Origin of the sequence: Clostridium sp. HGF2, from assembly GCF_964240115.1 — a bacterium.
Classification (GTDB): domain Bacteria; phylum Bacillota_I; class Bacilli_A; order Erysipelotrichales; family Erysipelotrichaceae; genus Clostridium_AQ; species Clostridium_AQ innocuum.
The window spans coordinates 76,378-93,907 of sequence record NZ_CAXSSO010000010.1 but is presented as its reverse complement, the minus strand read 5'-3'; the positions used below and the strand labels follow the sequence as shown (position 1 = coordinate 93,907).

Here is a 17,530-nt window from a genome sequence, read left to right as displayed (position 1 = left end):
AGGAAAAGCGAGGATTAAAAAAACGTATTGGCATATCCTATATGCAAGGGAGGAAAAGAAATGGAATGGTTAAGAAAGCTTAGTGATGCCATCGCATACATAGAGCAAAATCTTGATGCAGAGATATCGTACGAGGAGGCAGCCCGTATCGCATGCTGCTCCACCTATTATTTTCAAAGAATGTTTTCCTATGTCGCCGGCATATCGCTGTCAGATTATATCCGAAGACGAAGAATGTCGCAGGCTGCCTTCGATTTGCAGCGCTGTGATGCCAAGGTGCTGGATGTTGCCCTCAAGTATGGCTATACCTCACCAACCGCATTTAACAGAGCCTTTCAAAAGGTTCACGGTATCCCTCCGACAGCCGCAAAGAATATCGGCAAAACACTGCATGCATATCCGCCGATACAGTTTTCTGTCAATATCACAGGAGGAAGTCCTATGGCCTATCATATAGCAGAAAAAAAGGAGCTGCGCTTTGCCGGCATCCGGATACGCCTATGCGAGGAGATGGAGGAGAATCATAAAATTGTCCCCCATTTCTGGAAGGAAACAATGCAAAGTCCGCAATACACAGAGCTCTGTCAGCTATCTGATGCCGGTACGAATGCAATCTTCGGCATCAGCGTATATGAGGATCCCGATCACATTTTCTACTATATAGCAGTTGCCACAAGCAAAAAGATTCCATCCCGGTTTCATGAGCTGCGCATTCCTGCCGCGACCTGGGCTGTGTTTGAAAACAAGGGGAATTTCAAGGAAAATGTACAGGATATTTTCCGCCGGTTTTATACCGAATGGCTGCTGTTTTCCGGTTATGAATATGCACGGCTTCCCGATATTGAAGCATATCCTGTGCAGACGCAGGCACCATACGACAACCAATGCGATGTATGGATTGCCATTCAGAAAGAAGAGGAGAAGAAACATGGAATATAAAATCGAAATACGAGAGATTGAGCCGCTTTGTGTGGCATACATGAGTTATGAAGGAGATGTTACAAAAGCAAACCGGGTATTTCCCAAGGTGTTTCAATCAATACACGGGAAAACAAACGGGGCACCGTTTTTCAACTATCTGTCTATGAATCCGGAAACAAAGCAGGGAGCACTGGAGCTCTGTGTTCCAACGGATGAAGTGCCATGCACTCAGGATATTGAAGTAAAGCGAATGCCCCGCATCAAAGCGGTATGTGTTACCCATATCGGCTCCTATGCGACACTGCCGCTTGCCTATGCCGCAATTGATCAGTATGCGGTCAAACACAGCCTAAAGATTTCTGCACCCTTTCGGGAGGTTTTCATCAAGGGGCCGGGAATGCTGTTCAAGGGAAATCCGAAAAAATATATCACGGAAATACAATTTCCGATTCTGGAGGAAGCATGAGTGCCATACAGGTAAAGCAGGTAGTCAAGCAGTATAAAAACGGCGTACAGGCACTGAATGGTATATCTCTTTGCGTTGAACGGGGAGAGATTTTCTCTTTGCTTGGACAAAACGGTGCCGGTAAATCCACACTGCTCAGAATACTGACAACCTATTTGCAGCCGACATCCGGTAGAATAACAATGCTGGGGAAGGATTTGTGTAGGGATGCAGCCTCTCTGCGCTCGCAAATTGCCTGCGTTGCCCAGCAAACCTCCATTGATACGTATTTATCTCTGGAAGAAAATATGCTGCTTCATAGCCGTTTGTACAGAATCCCCAAAAGGGATGCCGAAAAACGGATGGAAACGCTCATTGTTGATTTCGGTCTGGAGCCGTATCGGCGCTATCCGGTATCCTCTTATTCCGGCGGTGTGAAACGGCGTCTGGATATTGCCCTGAATATGATGACGAATCCGAAAATTCTGTTTCTGGATGAGCCTACGGTGGGAATGGATGTACAGTCCCGTATTGCGATGTGGGGAATGATGAGAAAAATCAGAGATGATTTTGGTGTCACGATTTTTCTTACGACACATTACCTGGAGGAAGCTGATCAGCTCAGCAATACCGTCTGCATTATGAAGGATGGCAAGGAAGTAACACAGGGATCCCCCGCACAGCTGCGCTCTTTACTGCGGCAGAATTCGATAGAAATCACCTTTTCCTCTGAAGCAGAGGCAAGAAAAGGCTGTGGCATCCTAAAGGAGCAGATGTCAAAGGAAATCCTTCTACGTGCTGAAAAGCTTCTGATTTATACGCAGACCCCGCAAAGCGATATAGAAGCAGCAACGGCAGTATTATTGAAAAGGCATGCGGCATTTCAGGGAATAGAAATCGCTCAGCCGACATTGGAGGATGTATATCTGAGACTGACACAGAGTGAAAGGAAGGAATGTGTATGAGTGTTTTTACCCTTTTATACAGGAATATAAAATGGAGATTCCACAACAAATTCACCATTGTTATGACAGCTTTACAGCCGATTCTGTGGCTGATACTTTATAGTGCAATCGCTTCTTCAACGATGCAGCATTCCGGCATCGAAAATTATACGGCGTTCATGCTTCCGGGACTGATTGTCCTAATCAGCTTCTCGACCTGCAGCAGCAGTGGAATTATGAATTATCTGATGAAATCGGATGGCAGCTTCGATCGTATACTGATTGCTCCGCTCACACGCAGCTCCATTGTGCTTGCACAGCTTTTTGAAGCCGTATTGTGTACCTTTCTGGAGGTAGGAATTATGATAGCTCTCAGTCTTCTGTTTTCTGTCAGATTTTCCCTGCCACTCTCTGGATATCTCATCTTTATTTCACTGATTTTTCTGACCTCATTTTTTATGGCAGGGCTGTCTTATGGAATCAGCATGCTCCTTCCGAATGAGGTGATATACGAAACTGTTATGAACGCGATTGTACTTCCGGTGTTTTTTCTCAGCAATGCACTGTTTCCCATGACAGGTATTACCGGTTTCTTACATACTGCAATCAATCTCAATCCGTTTACCCATATGATCCAGGCATTGCGTTCTCTGATTCTATATGGCAGAATAGACACAGGGAATCTGACAGCTGTTTTGCTGCTGTTTATCCTTATGGGAAGCCTCAGCTTTTTATGGGCGTGCCGGCAGCTGGAAAAAAAGACAAATCTGTAGCTGAGGATAGTGTGATTACTTATGTATGCATGTTCCATATCTCTATGTAATCAGGAATCATGTAATACCGGAAGCAATGTTGTGCTATTTTTTAAACCTGGGAATAACCTTAAACAATTGTAAAAAGACGAGCGGTATATACTCGTCTTTTCTTATTTATAGGCGATTTTGTTTGATAGCCTCAAGAGAAGTCTAGCTCAATCATTCCTTTTATCTTCAAATTAACATCCATAAATTTAGACATATAATCCTCGAGGAGGGGCTAGACATTTGTCAGATACAATTGAAAAAGGAGCTGCCAGAATTTAGATACGCTAGCCTTGGAGAGGCTATACTGGGGTTACGATTGCTTAACCATATCATAGTTGCATTTAGATCCACTAGCCTCAGGAGAGGCTAGACCGAAGGCCCAAAAACAGCATTCATCCATAATAAAATTAGATCTATAGGATTAGAATAGCACTTGACTTACTAACAATCACCATAGCAGCTGAATCTCACATTATAATCTTTGCTGCCTTGTTTATGCTTCCATTTGCTCAACACGCTTTCCAGCACCAAATTCACCGGGATTCACATCAATAACCACCCGACTTGGAGAAACTAATGCATCCTCGTGCTGACAACGCCATCGCTCCTGTGCATTCCTACCATCCATAGTATCTCCGTCTTTGATAATATCTTCTCCCTGTGCATAAAGATAAGATGTAAAATTAAACATATAGCGAATAATAAAATCTATATCCAAATCATGAAAGTGACACTGCAAATCACACAATCCTATCGCTGTCAAACCGGTCGTATCCACAATCTTTTCCGAGCTCTCCGCAATATTGAACAATCGCACATTGACACCGCCATCAAGAAAATGCAGCGCAGGATTGCTCCAGCTGCTGTTTAACCAGTCAGCTCTTGGTACAATCTTTCCTGCATGCGGCCAGTACATCGCCACTGCCTCCGGATAAACCTCCATCATAATATCCGCAAATGCTGCAAGTATTTCACAACGCTCCCGCACAGGAAGCCCACTTGCCATAAAATCGGAAAACATGATTTCATATTGACAGTCTTCGAGTAGCTCCTCAACATTTTCACAGCTCCAGCATTGTTGCAAAACCAGTTCCGGTATCGTCGTTTTATCAAACGCAATCATCTGCGTTATAAACAACTGCGATGGCACCTTCATATCATCCTTATAGGTTACTTTATGATTACAGAGTGCATAGGAATACATACCCTCCTGCTCTATAACATCATCTACTTCGTTAAACCTCTTTAGCAGTCGCTCCCAGATTGCAAGAGCACGACTTTCAACCGGCTCCTTCAGCAGCAACTTTATGTAATATACACCCGCATACTTCCCCATGAACGCATCCATGGACACACTTTTTCTTTTTTCCATAACATCTCCTTATAATCCAAATACATCGTGAATTGCCACATTATCCATAATACGTGCACTTTTTTCATTTGCATGCTCCAGCATCATTTCCACTTTATTCCCAATCGCAACGTCGATAAATTTAGCTAAATCAATTCCACGCAGTGTAAAAAACAGAAACGGATTTTCATCCAGACGATTTCCTACTCCATACAATACTGCCGCAACATGCTTGCACATAATCGCCCAGTCGGGGCAGCTGCATTGAAAGCTGATTTCTCTTGGACTTGGGAAGAGGCCGCTCTCACCGGTAAACAGCTCCTGCAGACTCTGTGGGAATTCACCGCTGAGCAGTGCTTCCAGATTTTCAATCTGATTGGCACAAGCCTGCATTATGCGCTGGCAGTCTTCTTCCTTTAATGGTGATATGTGAATTTCCACCTTGTACGGTGCTTTCCGCCGGCCCTGAACCCGAGCTTGAATTCTTCCTGCACGAATCTGTAGATCAATCACAGTTCCCGTACGCACATATCGCTCTCCACGCTCCAGCCGTGATGCGAAATCTGCATATTTTTCAAGATTCTCACACCATGCCTTTCCCCACCAGCTGCTGGTGATTGCTCTTCCTTCTATCGTGACCGGCTCCATGCTGCGGCCCTTACTTTCTGCTTTCCTCATACTTTCCTCAGCCTTATATCGCAGCTCCTCTGCCGATAGCTGAGAATATTCTGCTGTTTTCCAATATCTGCTCATATGCTCACCTCGCATCCAAACGAAGAAGATTCATCAATTCCTCATTGTTCATCTCCGTAATCCATGTTTCTTTACCATCTCCGATTACCTGCTGTGAAAGCTCCACCTTGGATTTTATCAGTTCGTCGATTTTTTCTTCCACCGTTCCCTTACTGATCAGCTTATGTACAATTACATTCTTTTTCTGACCGATGCGAAATGCCCTGTCCGTTGCCTGATTCTCAACTGCCGGATTCCACCAGCGGTCAAAATGAATCACATGATTTGCGGCTGTCAGATTCAATCCGGTTCCAGCTGCTTTTAAGGAAAGAACGATATAGGGAACATAGGCTTCCTGTTGAAATGCGGCAACAATCTCTGAACGTTTTTTCACCGGTGTACCACCGTGCAGAACATAGCCCTCCTGATGGAAAATTTTGGCCAGAGTAGCATGCAGGTACGGAATGATTTCTTTATATTGTGTAAATACCAGAACCCGTTCTCTTTTTTCATATATCGTTTCACAGATTTCTTTCAGCATTTCCAGCTTTCCGCTATCCTGTATCCGGTACGATTCCTCTCCAAGATACTGATCCGGATGATTGCATATCTGCTTCAGCTTCGTGATGGTGGACAGCACAAGACCACGGCGTTCCATTCCTTCAGACTCTTTGATTTTCTCTTCCATATCGGCAATCAGCTTCCGATATAAGACAACCTGTTGTTTGCTGAGTGTGACATACTCATCGGATTCCAGCTTTTCAGGCAGATCCGCTATAATGGTTTTATCCGTTTTCAAACGCCGAAGCATAAACGGAGCAATCATCGCTTTCAGCTTTTGATATCCTTCCGGATGTTCCTCCAGACGTTTACAAAGGCTTTAAATTCCGTTGCTGTGCCCAGCAATCCCTTATTCAGCAAATCAAACAAGGACCATAAATTTGACAAATCATTTTCAATCGGTGTACCGGTCATGGCAATTCGCATCGCCCCCTTAAGCCCTTTGAGTGCCCTGGTCTGCTTGGTCAGTGGATTTTTGATTGCCTGCGCCTCATCCAGGATGATACAGTCCCATTCCTCATCCTTCAGGCAGCTCAGCTTTGCGGCCATTCCATAGGTTGTGATGGTAAGGAACACATGCAAGTCTTCATAATCCATACAGAGCTTATCACTTGTTTTGCCATGCAATATATGAAAATCCATCTTTGGTGTAAAGGAAATGCTTACCCTCACTGCTCCAGTTCCCCAGCAAAGAAGCAGGGACAATGAGTAGAACTTTGCTATCCGGCTTCTCCAGACGCAGCTCCTCCAGAAAGCTCAATACCTGAAGCGTTTTACCAAGCCCCATGTCATCCGCAAGACAGGCTCCGAAATGAACCTGCTGCATCTGCCGCAGCCAGCTGTAGCCTGCCTTTTGATAAGGACGAAGCACTGCCTGAAGTGTCGCAGGCACATGATCGCTCTGATGTTCAGCAGGCTTGCGAAGACTTTGGAGAAAAGACTGGAGCCATTCCCCATTGCATATGCTTACATCATCCTCTGTTTGCTGTTCTTCTTTTAGATTGGTTCTTAAAGCTTCCATTAACGTAATACTTTCATTTTCTGAATTTTCCATCTGCTTTAAAAGAGCCTGCAGCTTTTTATGGTTGACTTCAACCCATTTCCCCTTTAAAAAGGCAAGACCCTCACTTTGCAGAAGCAGCTGTTCGATATCTTCCTTGGTTAAAGCAACACCGTCCACACTGAATTCCGGTTGTATTGACAATAGAGAATCAAAACCGAGCAGGGAAGGCTTTTTCTCCCCCATCTTCATGGTTACAGAAACACCGGCATATTTTTTCCGCCACCAGTTCGGGATTCTGCATAAGATTCCACAGGCTTCAATTTCTTCTGTATGCTTCAGGATTTCATAGGCCTCCTGTGTCTGCAGGCGCAAAGGATGAAACAGCTCTCCATGCGCAATAAAGGAATCCAGTAAGTCACATGTCTTTGCAGCCTTGTTCAGACAGGATAACAGAGTCAGCAGACGGTCGCGCTCCTGCTTGAATTCTTCCAAAGCGTAACGAAGCGGCATGTGCCGGATCCTGCCTTCCGTATCCTTCGTCGCATAGGTTGCCAGAAAAGCAAATGGAAAATCCTCATCCTTGCTCTCAACCAAATGAAAGAAAATACGCTCTGCCACCTTTAGATTCTGATTTTTCTCAGCAAGATATAGTTTTACACTTCCCTCATACCTGCGGATTTCCCTGCAAAATACCTCGTGCAGGTGAACAAAGATATTCTGTACCCATTCATAGGTAATGAACTCACTGCCAATAGCAAAAGGCAGCTCCTTCTGCAATTGTTCCCATATGTCAACTGGCAATGTGATTTGCACCTGCTCTCTGGCGATTTCCAGCTCGCTTAGGGATGTTAAAACATGGATAAACAATTCTGCTGTACGATGAAGGAAACCGGTGGAAGCATGCAGTTGATGAATGCGTTCCTGAAAGCCGAAATCATACAAGGCACTGTATTAATCCTCCTGAAATCGTTGAAACCATTTAGAATCTTGCTGTTCTCTATCAACGGTATCCAACACAAACCCTGTTTCCGTAAACAGAAATGACAGATTTCTTACCTCTTCTTTTACCATAAAATCCCTCCATTTGTTATGTACAGTATATCGTATTTTTATTGCTGCATATATACTTTTTCATGAAATTTGAAGATTTTATCATAGCCAATGCATTTATCTGTGTTTCGGAAAATAAATTCTCACACACGATAAGCATCTCTTTTCACCATAACAATAGAATATACGAAAACTGGAGGCATATTCCGATTTTCAAAATCACTGCCTCCAGCTTTTTATATGTGTTTTTCCAATAAAATGACCTCATCACAACGCTTCGCAAGCACAGGATCATGCGTAACCATAACAACCGTCTTTCCTTTCTGATTCAAATCACGCAAAATCGAAAATACTATATCCCGATTTTCCTCATCCAAATTTCCCGTCGGCTCATCCGCAAGGATCAGTTCACAGGGCTTTACCATCAGCTTTGCCAGCGCTACACGCTGCTGCTCTCCACCAGACAGCTGACAGATTTTCTGTTGTTCGATACCGTACAGTCCCACCTTTTCCAGCGCCTGCGCAATGCATTTCTTTTTCTCTTCCTTACCGGTCTTCACATATTCCATGGCACTCAGCATATTCCACAAAACCGTATCATTATCCGACAATCCGTAATTTTGAAACAGGAAGCCGATTGTGTAGCGGAGCTTTTTCACCGCTCTGCTGCTGTTTGCGCGAACCTCCATTTCATCATACTGCACACTTCCCCTGCTCGGACGCTCCAGCAAGCCGATAATATTGAGAAGCGTTGTCTTTCCACAGCCGCTTGGACCGCATATCGCAATCATTTTTCCTATGGGCAATGATAGGGTGACATCATGTAGAACCGTATGTTTTCCGTATGTGTGTGTAATATTCTTTAACGTGATCGACTTCATCCGATATGCACCTCCCTGCTTTGATTTCGTACACCCTTATCTTTTACATAGACAAACAGCATCGACGCAATCAGACTGATCATCAGAAATACACCTGTGATTTTCCATTCCTCCTGTTGATGAAACAATGCGATTACAAACACAAAGGGTGCTGACAGCTCAGTAAACAACCGTAGATATACCCTGAAAAAGGAGGTTCCCTGTACCCGTCTGACAAAAATACGCTGTCGAAAGAAAAGCAGATACAAATGTGTATACTCTGCCATAACCAGCAGAATCAGCAATGCGGAGGGAACAAATACCATTCCCTGAAGAAGCAGCTCCTTCTCCAGTGTCTGCATGCGCTGCTGCAAACGCTCGCGACTGTTGACAAGCTCCAGATGCTCCCCGTTATGAACTGAGGTCAAAGTGCTCAGCTTATCCATATCCATATATACATAATTTGTTACCTTCTTCCTCAGACGAAAGGCATCATCACTATATACAACATAAAACATCGGGGAAGCTGTATCCAGCATACTGTCCAGCAAAGAAAAATCCACAGCATCCACCTGCTCATCCTGAATATACAGCCTCTCAATCCGATTGCCGTATGTTTCAAGATAGCTGACATCCACAGTAGTAAGCGATTCAGGAAGCAGGATATACACCGTATCCTTTTTGTCCGTTAATTCAATAAGGCTGCCATCCCGTTTTCTAAGAGGAAAGCGCTTTGTATAATTCAGATTCACTTCCGCATACGGCTGCAGCTCCTCTCCTTTTGGGATAACATCCTTTCGATAATAGATACCTCCTTCTCTATTTATCTTTTCGTATTCCTGCAGGTATATCCGATACATTTACATTTCATTCTTAATTGGCTTTTTGTTTCTGTAATCTTCCTCTATGGATTGCTCATCATAGCCGTCAAAGCGAAATCCGTCCTGATAATCAAATGCATACACATAGGAATCCAGCATATCCCGTTGGCGCAATAGTGCTTGAAAGGTAGGCAGATTCAATTGCATTTGTTTCCATGCAGTTATGCAAAGCGGCATCAGGACAAGAAGGGCGAGAATACCATATAGATAGTTCAGATTCATAAACCGTCTGGTGAAGCTTCTATTTTTTATAAATGCATAGACAGGACAGCGTAGAATCAACAAAACCGTACCTGCAAATACAAGAAACATACCGATTGAAAATCCAATCCAGAAGAAAGAAAGCAAAAGGATTGCCTCATAGGTCTGTCTGGCGACAAAGCCTATCATACAGATATAAGCAACAACAATACTGAGTAACGATACAGCCAGGATTTGAAAAAACAGCTTCTGATACAGTAACCTTCCAATGCGCAGCCCAGACATTCCCATACTTTTCAATATGCCGATGGTTTTTAATTTCTGATTCACCAGCATGATGAGAAGCAGCCCCAGCAATAGGAATGTTATGATTCCCATCGGAATTATGTTCTCTTTCAGATAGGATGAAAGCGTAAATGCATGTCGTTCAAAAGCTCCCATATCCTGTATTGCACCCGGATACTGCTGAGAGATATCGGTAAGAAAGGCATCTTTATCTGTATCCTGATCAAAATACAGGATATAATCTCCTGCGAGATTTTGAAATCTCTGATTCAGATTTTGAAATGGCTGAATAACCAGACGAATGTCCTGATTGAATAAGCGCAGGCTGTTTTGTTTTGTATCATAGCGCAACTGATTCTCATATACAAGATCATGCTCACTAATCTTGGAAATATCCATGTATTGAAAAATATCATAGGGACTATAGAGATACCAGATATACTCAGAATCATGCTGTTCTGTTCTTATCACCGTACAATTAAATTTTTGAGATAAGGCCTCCATGGTATTTATCATTTGTTTATGATCGAATTCATTGCTTTGCGGGGTTATTTCGAAAAAAGTCGCTTCCTTTTCTCCTTCCAATCCAAAGAAGCCCTGGATATCGGAAATATCGCGTTCATAAAATGCAAACTTCACGCAATAAACAACAAGAATTTGAGAAATACAGACCAATATGCATATTATTTTTTTCATATCGTAGCAAGAAAAACGGTATATATTTGTACCGTCACTCATCTATGCTTGTCCACCTCCATGCGTATGAGAATCATAATCTAGAAACAAGCTTTAAATATTGGATATCTATATTTGTTTCTACTGTGCGATTTGTAACTTTAATTGTTGATTTGACCTTAATTCTGCCATTAACGCTATAGAAAATCCAATGCTTACGGATTAAAGTCCTTCCCTTTGACTTCTTATATTCTATATACAAAAATAATAGAAAGCATATCGCGTCATAATTAATAAAACAAATTGAATCATCAGCTGTTTTTCTTGTGAAAGTCGCTGAAAAAGTATCATTACAAGCGTAAAAATGAGCCATTCTCCGATTGTATATAGCATAATAACTGCGATAGATACACGAATAGCTTTGCTATTATATTGCAAAAAGATTCTAAATAAACATAAAATCATGCAAGACATACCGCTGTATTTTACATACCATGTATACATCCCATGCTTTTGAAGTCGAATTGCCATTCCATATTTCATACGAAAATAAGGGAGTAACATATCACTATAGAAAAGCATATCACAGATAAGCCATAATAACATGGCATACATGAGCTGTATTTTTGGTATACCAAACAAAATCATCATGATATCTTCAGCCTCAAGAGCAGAAAACACTATTAGCAAAATAACTTTTATATACAGGAATCTTCCTTTCTTTATAATTCCATTATCTTTCCATTTTCTACACATAGTTTTCTATCAAATTCAATTTCATCCATAACATCATGTGATGCAATGATTACGGTTTTCCCTTCCTCATGGAGTTCCTGTATTATTTCATAAAACGTTTGCTGCGCCTCTTTATCCAATCCACGCATTGGTTCATCAAGCATAATAAAATCTTGATGTTCCATGATGGCCTGAATGATTCCCACTTTCTGAAGCATCCCTACACTATACTTTTTTAAAGGTTTTTTATTGTACAGAGCAAGATTAAATCTATTAACCAGCATCTCTACTTCCTGTTTATGAAAGGGTGAAGTTAACTGATATAAAAAACGAAGATTATCAAATAATGTTTCACATCCCATATACTCAGGATTCTCAATTAACGCACCTATTTTCACCTTTTTCATCCAATTCAATGTACCAGTGTCCGGTTCTAGTAAACCGGCTATGATTTTAAATATTGTAGATTTACCACTTCCATTCTTCCCACACAAATAAAGAAGCTCACCTTCATAAACCGTCATATTGCCATCTGATAAAATGCTTTGGTGTCTAAATGATTTTGAGACATGACATATTTCCAAAATCGCCTTTTTCATAAGAAAGCCTCCTTTTTCATTTTTCTGCAGGCAATAATTAAAATACTGATTCCACCTCCAAAATACACAATGGTTCCGATAATAAAATTATAAAATCCAATAGCTTCCATTAAACTACCCGGCGCAAATAAAGCAATCGGCAATATGCAGGATGGCATAGCCATAATCTCCGAATTTTGAGCATACCATGAGAATTGTAACAGAAATGGGTGTAAGAAACTGGATATGGAAAATATACCAATAAATAACAGTAGAGGCGTAAAGAAAACATATAGATATCGATTGCGTATGACATAACAAAGAGAAAACATGAAAATAGAATATATGCATATTCCTATAACAGTCGTAATAAAATAAATGAGAAAATCCGGAATATCATATGTTCCCAGAAAATAAGATAAAAGCTCTTGTCCAGATGGAATACCGTTCGGCTGTATGAATGCAATTACATAGCTGTTGAATAAAACCACTGCATATAACAATATCGAGAAAATTAATGTATATTTTGTGATTTGCTTAATGGAATAGAAAAACATCTGTTTTATTCCCACTCTAATCATCATTTGATGGATGTAACCACTACTTACAGCTTTATGATAATCCATCAATATTACATAAGGAAATAACAGCATCAAAAGCATTTCAAACCATATACTTCTTGGAAATGATGTTGTGAAATAAAACTGATTCAGCGGTGTCGCTTCTTGGTAAGCCTCCATATAGGTTATCACCCATTGCAATATGGTAAGGATAACCAATATCGTCGCTACTCTAAAACAATATTTATTTTTAGAAAGCATCATGTTTACCCCTTTCTATAAAAATGCGACTGGTATGAATATAAAATGAAAAAAAAGATTTAAGACAACAAGCAATAATAACATTATTTTATGAATATCTTCTGTAATGCTATAGATAACAATTCCTTCCAATAGAAGAAACAGAATGAAATTTGCAAATAGAAACAGTATCACTAAAACTGTATTCTGAATATACTGAACATTAAACGAACAGAGAACGATATAGTTTGAGACAACAAACAGGCTTGCATCTGCAGCTGCATTTCTCCATAATATCCTTTCAAATTTGTGCTTCATTAATCGAACAATTATGGTTTTATGTATAGATTTATATATTGAATATTTTCTATATAAATAATAGATGATGATATTATTTGATATCAATGTGATGTAATGGATTCTCATAAGATAATCATCAATTGATATATCTCTTGTATATGCGCAAATATAATATACAATACTCAGCAGATAAAAAAATGCTAGCAATATATTTTTTTTAAAATATCTCGTTTTTCCCCACATCATAATTAACCTTCTCTCTCAATAAATGAGACAGAATTCCTCTGTCTCATTTATTTTACCATGGTGTAAATTGTACATCGACAGTAATATTATTTGGTTCAGCGCCCTGTGAGAAAACTCTTCCTCTGAACAAACTACCTGTTAAATAGACGCCCTGATCAATATCCAGAGGTTGGAGACTACTATTTAATTTTTTTTGTCCCTGTCTCGCAGCAGGATTTCCATCACTGTGACAAATTCTTCCATAAGCACCAAGCCAGGCACTGGTAACACCACTCATCTTTCCATTATTCGTAGCATTTACCTTCATTCTTGAACCGGTCATATCTGAACTTCCGCCACCAGGAATAGACAGTCTACCTTGATAATATTGAGCAGATGCTGCACCGACACCTATTGTTGTGAAAAATAACATACCTGTAAATATCAATGCGTATAATTTTTTCATAAATTTTTAAGTGCTTACTTTGGATGAAGGCTGCACTTTCCTCCTTTTTATTCCTCTATAATAATACCTCAACCTCTAGATTGTATGCCTGGACCTGTTATTATTCCTGCATCTGAATACAGAAACGCCGGGCATACAAACGGTAAAATAAGTTTTTTCACAGCTATCATTTTATTTTCCTCCTTATTTTATATAATTATTATAAATTACTCCTTAACGACATACAAGACATGCAGCTAATCATAAAAAATCTTCTTATTTTCCTCGTTTATTCATGATTCTCATCGATTTTTTCCGCACATATACATGATAATCATAGATTGCTTTATATCCTTTCCCGTTATCACACAATAACTCAAGCTCCTCCTCTAAAATTTTAAGATAGAGTTTATCATTTATTTCAAGAAATGGTAAAACCTTTTTTATTAGATATTTCTTTTGTTCTTCATTATTAACTGTTTCAAGATTATAAAAGAACACATATAATAACCAATCAACCATATCGCCCTTTGCAACATCATCCGTTATCAAGTATTGATGCGGTATTGGAAGCCTCAACATGCGATATGCATGAGAGATACAGATTTCGCAACGCACAAGCTTCCTGTCAGAAAGCTTAATAGCTTCCTCCAGATATTCAATACTATCCTCATATCTACCTGCATATAACAAAAGTGTCCCCATATTCATATAACCGGTACTTTTTTGACGCAAAGATAGTTCATCATTGGTCAATAGAAAATTTTTAATTTTCTCTATATATTTACATGCCATACTGATATCAATATCAATATAAGCTGCTATTAACTTCATATATAAATAATACAATTGAATCTTATTATTTGTTTCCTGAAACAGTTTCTCCAATTCTTTTCCAGTATCTAAAAAATTCAGTATTTTGCCCTTTCGTAAATCTGCATTCATTGCAAACAACTGATTGGATAACAGTTGCGATGCATGATACTCATATTTATTCAACACATATCCTATTTTTTCATCTTCATTATGATTCGCATATACATATAGATAATACATTGACAATTGCTTCAAATCATTATGAAATACGGTAGTAATCGCATCAAGATGATAGAATTCACTTTCAGTGATGACTTGATCCATAGCACTGAAATATGCTTTTAAAATTTCAAACAGCCATAAGATTTCTTCATAGTAGAGAACCCCTCTACAAATTTCAAGCCTTCTACATGCTTTTTCCAACACATTTATGCTTTCCTTTTCTTTTCTAAAATCCATGAGTTTACATACCTGATGCGCTGTTTTATCTATAATCTGATTCCATTCATCGTCTTCCATCACTCGTTTGTTTAGTTTTTCTGCAGCGAATTCATATATAGCATCCCGTACCAGCATACGTTGTTTTTCCAAACCGCAGTATAGCTTTGAAGAACATACAGGAAGCTTTGTATTGCTATTTGTATAAAATGCTGACTGTTGCCAAATACCTTCCCCTGTTTCCTTCAAATTCTGATTCCTATAATAGGGTATCAATATATTTAATTTCTGTTTATATGAATCCGTTAATTTCATATAGCATCATCCCTTTCCCCAAGCTAAATATAACATATAGCATATATAAAAAAAAGACAGAATTTTCTGCCTTGCTCTATTAATACTATATTTAATGCTGTTAAGCTTTCATTATTTTATTAGGCGATACCATAATTTACTTCATGAAATCCTCTGCAGCTTCGCCATATAAAATCCATCCGTATGTGCAGTATACGGAAATATCGTTCGTTCCTCTATCAGGGTGAAGTTCTCATGCTCCTTTAAAAACGCCTGCACCTGCTTTTCGTTTTCTTTTTTATTCAGCGTACAGGTGGAATATACAAGAATCCCATGTTCCTTTACATGCTCGGCACTCTTTGCAAGGATCGCCTTTTGAATCGGAATCAGCGTATCCATATCACCGCTTTGCATATGAACCTTGATATCACTTTTTCTGGCTAATACCCCATATCCGCTGCATGGCACATCGCATAATACACGATCAAACAGAATTCCTTCGACTTCCTTGAGCTCTGTCGCATCCATAACCTGCGGCTTTAAAATCGTGATACCAAGACGCGCAGCACCCTCCCTGATCAGCTCTACTCTATGCTCATGAATATCGCCGCATACAATGCTGCCATCATTCTGCATCAGCTCAGCCATATGGTTCGCCTTTGTACCCGGTGCACTGCACACATCAAGAATCTGTTCTCCTTTTTGCGGATCCACGATACGTGCAATCAGCTGACTCGCTTCATCCTGTATGGAAAGCAGTCCCTGCGCATACCATGGTGTTGCGGCCAGCGATGCATCATACAGCAAAGCATCCTCACTCAGATATCCCTTTTGAAAGGAGGAATCCTGCTTCATCAGCTCATCTCTTGTTATTTTCCATGTATTTACGCGGGCAGCGTTTGGCTTTGTTTCCATATCCGCTTCACAAATCTTTTGTGCGTTATCCCAGCCGTACTGTGCCTTCCACATCTGTACAAGCCAGGTTGGATGAGAGGTCCTGATTGCCAGAGCTTCCTCCTCTTTGCCTGTAATTTCCCGCTTTCCTCTGCGCTGTACAGCGTGCAGTACAGCATTGACAAGCTTTGCGATGTTTCCATGAATCTGCTTCTTCGTGATTTCTACAGCATCATTGATAATCGCATAGGCGGGCAGCTTGTCCATGTAAAACAGCTGATACACACTCATATCCAGTAAAACACAAACCTCATCACTGGGCAGCTTTTTCACACAATCTTCCCACTGATAGCGGCACAGCCGGTAGTTTTGCAGAGTACCGTAAACAATCTGCGTGATCAGCCCCTTATCCTGCGGCTTGGCCTGATTCAGTCCCTTGCGCAGCAGCAGATTACTGTAGGTCTTATGTAAACAGATATCCCTCAGCATCGTATAAGCGATTCCTCTTGCGTTCATAAATATCCCCTCTTCCTGAAAAATTGTCGATAATACAGATAGCAGCCATAGGTGATCAGAAAGCCCATCGCTGTATCACTCAAAAAATGAGCACCCATAATCATGCGTGTCAGCGGCATGAAAAGAATTGCCGTTCCAATCAGCAGATAACGCCAAACGGACGGTTTCTCATACGGATTCTTTTTCCATTGCAGCCAGCACATAAGGGTTGTAAAGGCTGTTGTGTGACCGCTTGGAAAGGAATTGCTGCCAATCGATCCGCATGGCTTATACCATACACAGAACTGTGCGGCATCCTGCATATCGCGATAGCGGATACGTCCCCACGCCAGCTTGAGAATCGTCGTAATCAGCACCGCACTCAGCAGTACAAGTGTATAAAACACAAAAAATGAAAGATGCTTCTGTATCCAGTTATAGGGAATACGCTGTATCACTAGCTGCACAACAGCGATTAGTCCACCGCTTCCTGCAAGCAGGAGCAGCTGTACACCACTGTTCTGCAGGGAAACCCAGTAATGTAAGGCATCCTGCAGCATATAGTAGGATGCCGCATAGCCGATTAAAAGATAAAAAGCATTTTTCTTTACACGAAACAGCATCGCCATGGCAAGCACGGTCATCATTTGTACAGGTAGTAGTAAAAAGCGTTCAAATATCATACCTGTCATTGGAAGCGTCTGGTACAAGGTATCCGTGATCTGATAATCATAAACTGCACCGAAAGCTAACAGAAGCAGTGCCGCTCCCACCGGTATCCATTCTTTTTTTTGCATA

General features: G+C 40.7%; 18 protein-coding genes. 4 read left to right on the top strand and 14 right to left on the bottom strand.

Annotated features, from left to right (window positions below):
* Window positions 1-60: 60 nt before the first annotated feature.
* The 4 genes from ACESPQ_RS16390 to ACESPQ_RS16375 are packed head-to-tail and all read left to right on the top strand — an operon-like array spanning window position 61 to window position 3,083.
* A complete protein-coding gene (locus tag ACESPQ_RS16390; RefSeq protein WP_373144550.1) occupies window positions 61-939 on the top strand; it encodes an AraC family transcriptional regulator in 879 nt (292 codons plus the stop codon).
* Window positions 929-1,387, top strand: a complete 459-nt coding sequence (locus ACESPQ_RS16385) for a GyrI-like domain-containing protein (RefSeq protein WP_002608444.1) — start codon at window positions 929-931, stop codon at window positions 1,385-1,387. The genes ACESPQ_RS16390 and ACESPQ_RS16385 overlap by 11 nt, the downstream gene beginning before the upstream one ends.
* Complete coding sequence (locus tag ACESPQ_RS16380) at window positions 1,384-2,331, top strand: ABC transporter ATP-binding protein (RefSeq protein WP_002608443.1); 948 nt, start codon at window positions 1,384-1,386, stop codon at window positions 2,329-2,331. Before ACESPQ_RS16385 ends, ACESPQ_RS16380 begins: the two co-directional genes overlap by 4 nt.
* Window positions 2,328-3,083: an ABC transporter permease gene (locus ACESPQ_RS16375; protein WP_009269400.1), complete on the top strand. Its 756-nt coding sequence runs from the start codon at window positions 2,328-2,330 to the stop codon at window positions 3,081-3,083. The genes ACESPQ_RS16380 and ACESPQ_RS16375 overlap by 4 nt, the downstream gene beginning before the upstream one ends.
* A gap of 523 nt (window positions 3,084-3,606) precedes the next feature.
* Here ACESPQ_RS16375 and ACESPQ_RS16370 read toward each other — a convergent pair.
* The 14 genes from ACESPQ_RS16370 to ACESPQ_RS16305 form a co-directional block, all read right to left on the bottom strand.
* Window positions 3,607-4,485 (bottom strand): DUF4261 domain-containing protein, encoded by an 879-nt coding sequence (locus ACESPQ_RS16370; RefSeq protein ID WP_257328231.1) that lies wholly within the window; start codon window positions 4,483-4,485, stop codon window positions 3,607-3,609.
* A gap of 9 nt (window positions 4,486-4,494) precedes the next feature.
* Window positions 4,495-5,217 carry an SWIM zinc finger family protein gene (locus ACESPQ_RS16365; protein ID WP_257328230.1) on the bottom strand — a complete coding sequence of 241 codons (723 nt, stop codon included), beginning with the start codon at window positions 5,215-5,217 and terminating at the stop codon, window positions 4,495-4,497.
* 4 nt (window positions 5,218-5,221) lie between these two features.
* Window positions 5,222-6,022: a DEAD/DEAH box helicase gene (locus tag ACESPQ_RS16360; protein ID WP_373144549.1), complete on the bottom strand. Its 801-nt coding sequence runs from the start codon at window positions 6,020-6,022 to the stop codon at window positions 5,222-5,224.
* Between the two features lie 5 nt (window positions 6,023-6,027).
* Window positions 6,028-6,354: an SNF2-related protein gene (locus ACESPQ_RS16355; RefSeq protein WP_257271190.1), complete on the bottom strand. Its 327-nt coding sequence runs from the start codon at window positions 6,352-6,354 to the stop codon at window positions 6,028-6,030.
* Window positions 6,355-6,364: 10 nt separating this feature from the next.
* Window positions 6,365-7,702, bottom strand: coding sequence for an SNF2 helicase-associated domain-containing protein (locus ACESPQ_RS16350; RefSeq protein WP_257328228.1), 1,338 nt, complete (start codon window positions 7,700-7,702; stop codon window positions 6,365-6,367).
* A 344-nt stretch (window positions 7,703-8,046) separates the two neighbouring features.
* Window positions 8,047-8,691: an ATP-binding cassette domain-containing protein gene (locus tag ACESPQ_RS16345; RefSeq protein WP_002608435.1), complete on the bottom strand. Its 645-nt coding sequence runs from the start codon at window positions 8,689-8,691 to the stop codon at window positions 8,047-8,049.
* Window positions 8,688-9,530, bottom strand: a complete 843-nt coding sequence (locus ACESPQ_RS16340; protein WP_257328227.1) for a DUF1430 domain-containing protein — start codon at window positions 9,528-9,530, stop codon at window positions 8,688-8,690. Before ACESPQ_RS16340 ends, ACESPQ_RS16345 begins: the two co-directional genes overlap by 4 nt.
* Window positions 9,531-10,676 (bottom strand): ABC transporter permease, encoded by a 1,146-nt coding sequence (locus ACESPQ_RS16335; RefSeq protein WP_257337069.1) that lies wholly within the window; start codon window positions 10,674-10,676, stop codon window positions 9,531-9,533.
* 758 nt (window positions 10,677-11,434) lie between these two features.
* Window positions 11,435-12,046 (bottom strand): ABC transporter ATP-binding protein, encoded by a 612-nt coding sequence (locus ACESPQ_RS16330; protein WP_257271192.1) that lies wholly within the window; start codon window positions 12,044-12,046, stop codon window positions 11,435-11,437.
* Window positions 12,043-12,765 carry a hypothetical protein gene (locus ACESPQ_RS16325; RefSeq protein ID WP_009587813.1) on the bottom strand — a complete coding sequence of 241 codons (723 nt, stop codon included), beginning with the start codon at window positions 12,763-12,765 and terminating at the stop codon, window positions 12,043-12,045. The genes ACESPQ_RS16330 and ACESPQ_RS16325 overlap by 4 nt, the downstream gene beginning before the upstream one ends.
* A gap of 658 nt (window positions 12,766-13,423) precedes the next feature.
* Window positions 13,424-13,816, bottom strand: a complete 393-nt coding sequence (locus tag ACESPQ_RS16320) for a hypothetical protein (protein ID WP_233108953.1) — start codon at window positions 13,814-13,816, stop codon at window positions 13,424-13,426.
* Between the two features lie 255 nt (window positions 13,817-14,071).
* Entirely contained in the window at window positions 14,072-15,364 is a 1,293-nt protein-coding gene (locus ACESPQ_RS16315) for a hypothetical protein (RefSeq protein ID WP_373144548.1), read from the bottom strand.
* Window positions 15,365-15,505: 141 nt separating this feature from the next.
* Window positions 15,506-16,753 (bottom strand): 16S rRNA (cytosine(967)-C(5))-methyltransferase RsmB, encoded by a 1,248-nt coding sequence (rsmB, locus tag ACESPQ_RS16310; protein ID WP_002608428.1) that lies wholly within the window; start codon window positions 16,751-16,753, stop codon window positions 15,506-15,508.
* Window positions 16,750-17,529 carry a phosphatase PAP2 family protein gene (locus ACESPQ_RS16305; protein WP_002608427.1) on the bottom strand — a complete coding sequence of 260 codons (780 nt, stop codon included), beginning with the start codon at window positions 17,527-17,529 and terminating at the stop codon, window positions 16,750-16,752. Before ACESPQ_RS16305 ends, rsmB begins: the two co-directional genes overlap by 4 nt.
* Window position 17,530: the final 1 nt, after the last annotated feature.

What these genes read in the sequence shown, in the direction of transcription:
- ACESPQ_RS16390 (WP_373144550.1), top strand. Translation starts at nt 61, where the DNA reads ATGGAATGGTTAAGAAAGCTTAGTGATGCCATCGCATACATAGAGCAA.
- ACESPQ_RS16385 (WP_002608444.1), top strand. Translation starts at nt 929, where the DNA reads ATGGAATATAAAATCGAAATACGAGAGATTGAGCCGCTTTGTGTGGCA.
- ACESPQ_RS16380 (WP_002608443.1), top strand. Translation starts at nt 1,384, where the DNA reads ATGAGTGCCATACAGGTAAAGCAGGTAGTCAAGCAGTATAAAAACGGC.
- ACESPQ_RS16375 (WP_009269400.1), top strand. Translation starts at nt 2,328, where the DNA reads ATGAGTGTTTTTACCCTTTTATACAGGAATATAAAATGGAGATTCCAC.
- ACESPQ_RS16370 (WP_257328231.1), bottom strand. Translation starts at nt 4,485, where the DNA reads ATGGAAAAAAGAAAAAGTGTGTCCATGGATGCGTTCATGGGGAAGTAT.
- ACESPQ_RS16365 (WP_257328230.1), bottom strand. Translation starts at nt 5,217, where the DNA reads ATGAGCAGATATTGGAAAACAGCAGAATATTCTCAGCTATCGGCAGAG.
- ACESPQ_RS16360 (WP_373144549.1), bottom strand. Translation starts at nt 6,022, where the DNA reads ATGATTGCTCCGTTTATGCTTCGGCGTTTGAAAACGGATAAAACCATT.
- ACESPQ_RS16355 (WP_257271190.1), bottom strand. Translation starts at nt 6,354, where the DNA reads ATGGATTATGAAGACTTGCATGTGTTCCTTACCATCACAACCTATGGA.
- ACESPQ_RS16345 (WP_002608435.1), bottom strand. Translation starts at nt 8,691, where the DNA reads ATGAAGTCGATCACGTTAAAGAATATTACACACACATACGGAAAACAT.
- ACESPQ_RS16340 (WP_257328227.1), bottom strand. Translation starts at nt 9,530, where the DNA reads ATGTATCGGATATACCTGCAGGAATACGAAAAGATAAATAGAGAAGGA.
- ACESPQ_RS16330 (WP_257271192.1), bottom strand. Translation starts at nt 12,046, where the DNA reads ATGAAAAAGGCGATTTTGGAAATATGTCATGTCTCAAAATCATTTAGA.
- ACESPQ_RS16325 (WP_009587813.1), bottom strand. Translation starts at nt 12,765, where the DNA reads ATGGAGGCTTACCAAGAAGCGACACCGCTGAATCAGTTTTATTTCACA.
- ACESPQ_RS16320 (WP_233108953.1), bottom strand. Translation starts at nt 13,816, where the DNA reads ATGAAAAAATTATACGCATTGATATTTACAGGTATGTTATTTTTCACA.
- ACESPQ_RS16315 (WP_373144548.1), bottom strand. Translation starts at nt 15,364, where the DNA reads ATGAAATTAACGGATTCATATAAACAGAAATTAAATATATTGATACCC.
- rsmB (WP_002608428.1), bottom strand. Translation starts at nt 16,753, where the DNA reads ATGAACGCAAGAGGAATCGCTTATACGATGCTGAGGGATATCTGTTTA.
- ACESPQ_RS16305 (WP_002608427.1), bottom strand. Translation starts at nt 17,529, where the DNA reads ATGCAAAAAAAAGAATGGATACCGGTGGGAGCGGCACTGCTTCTGTTA.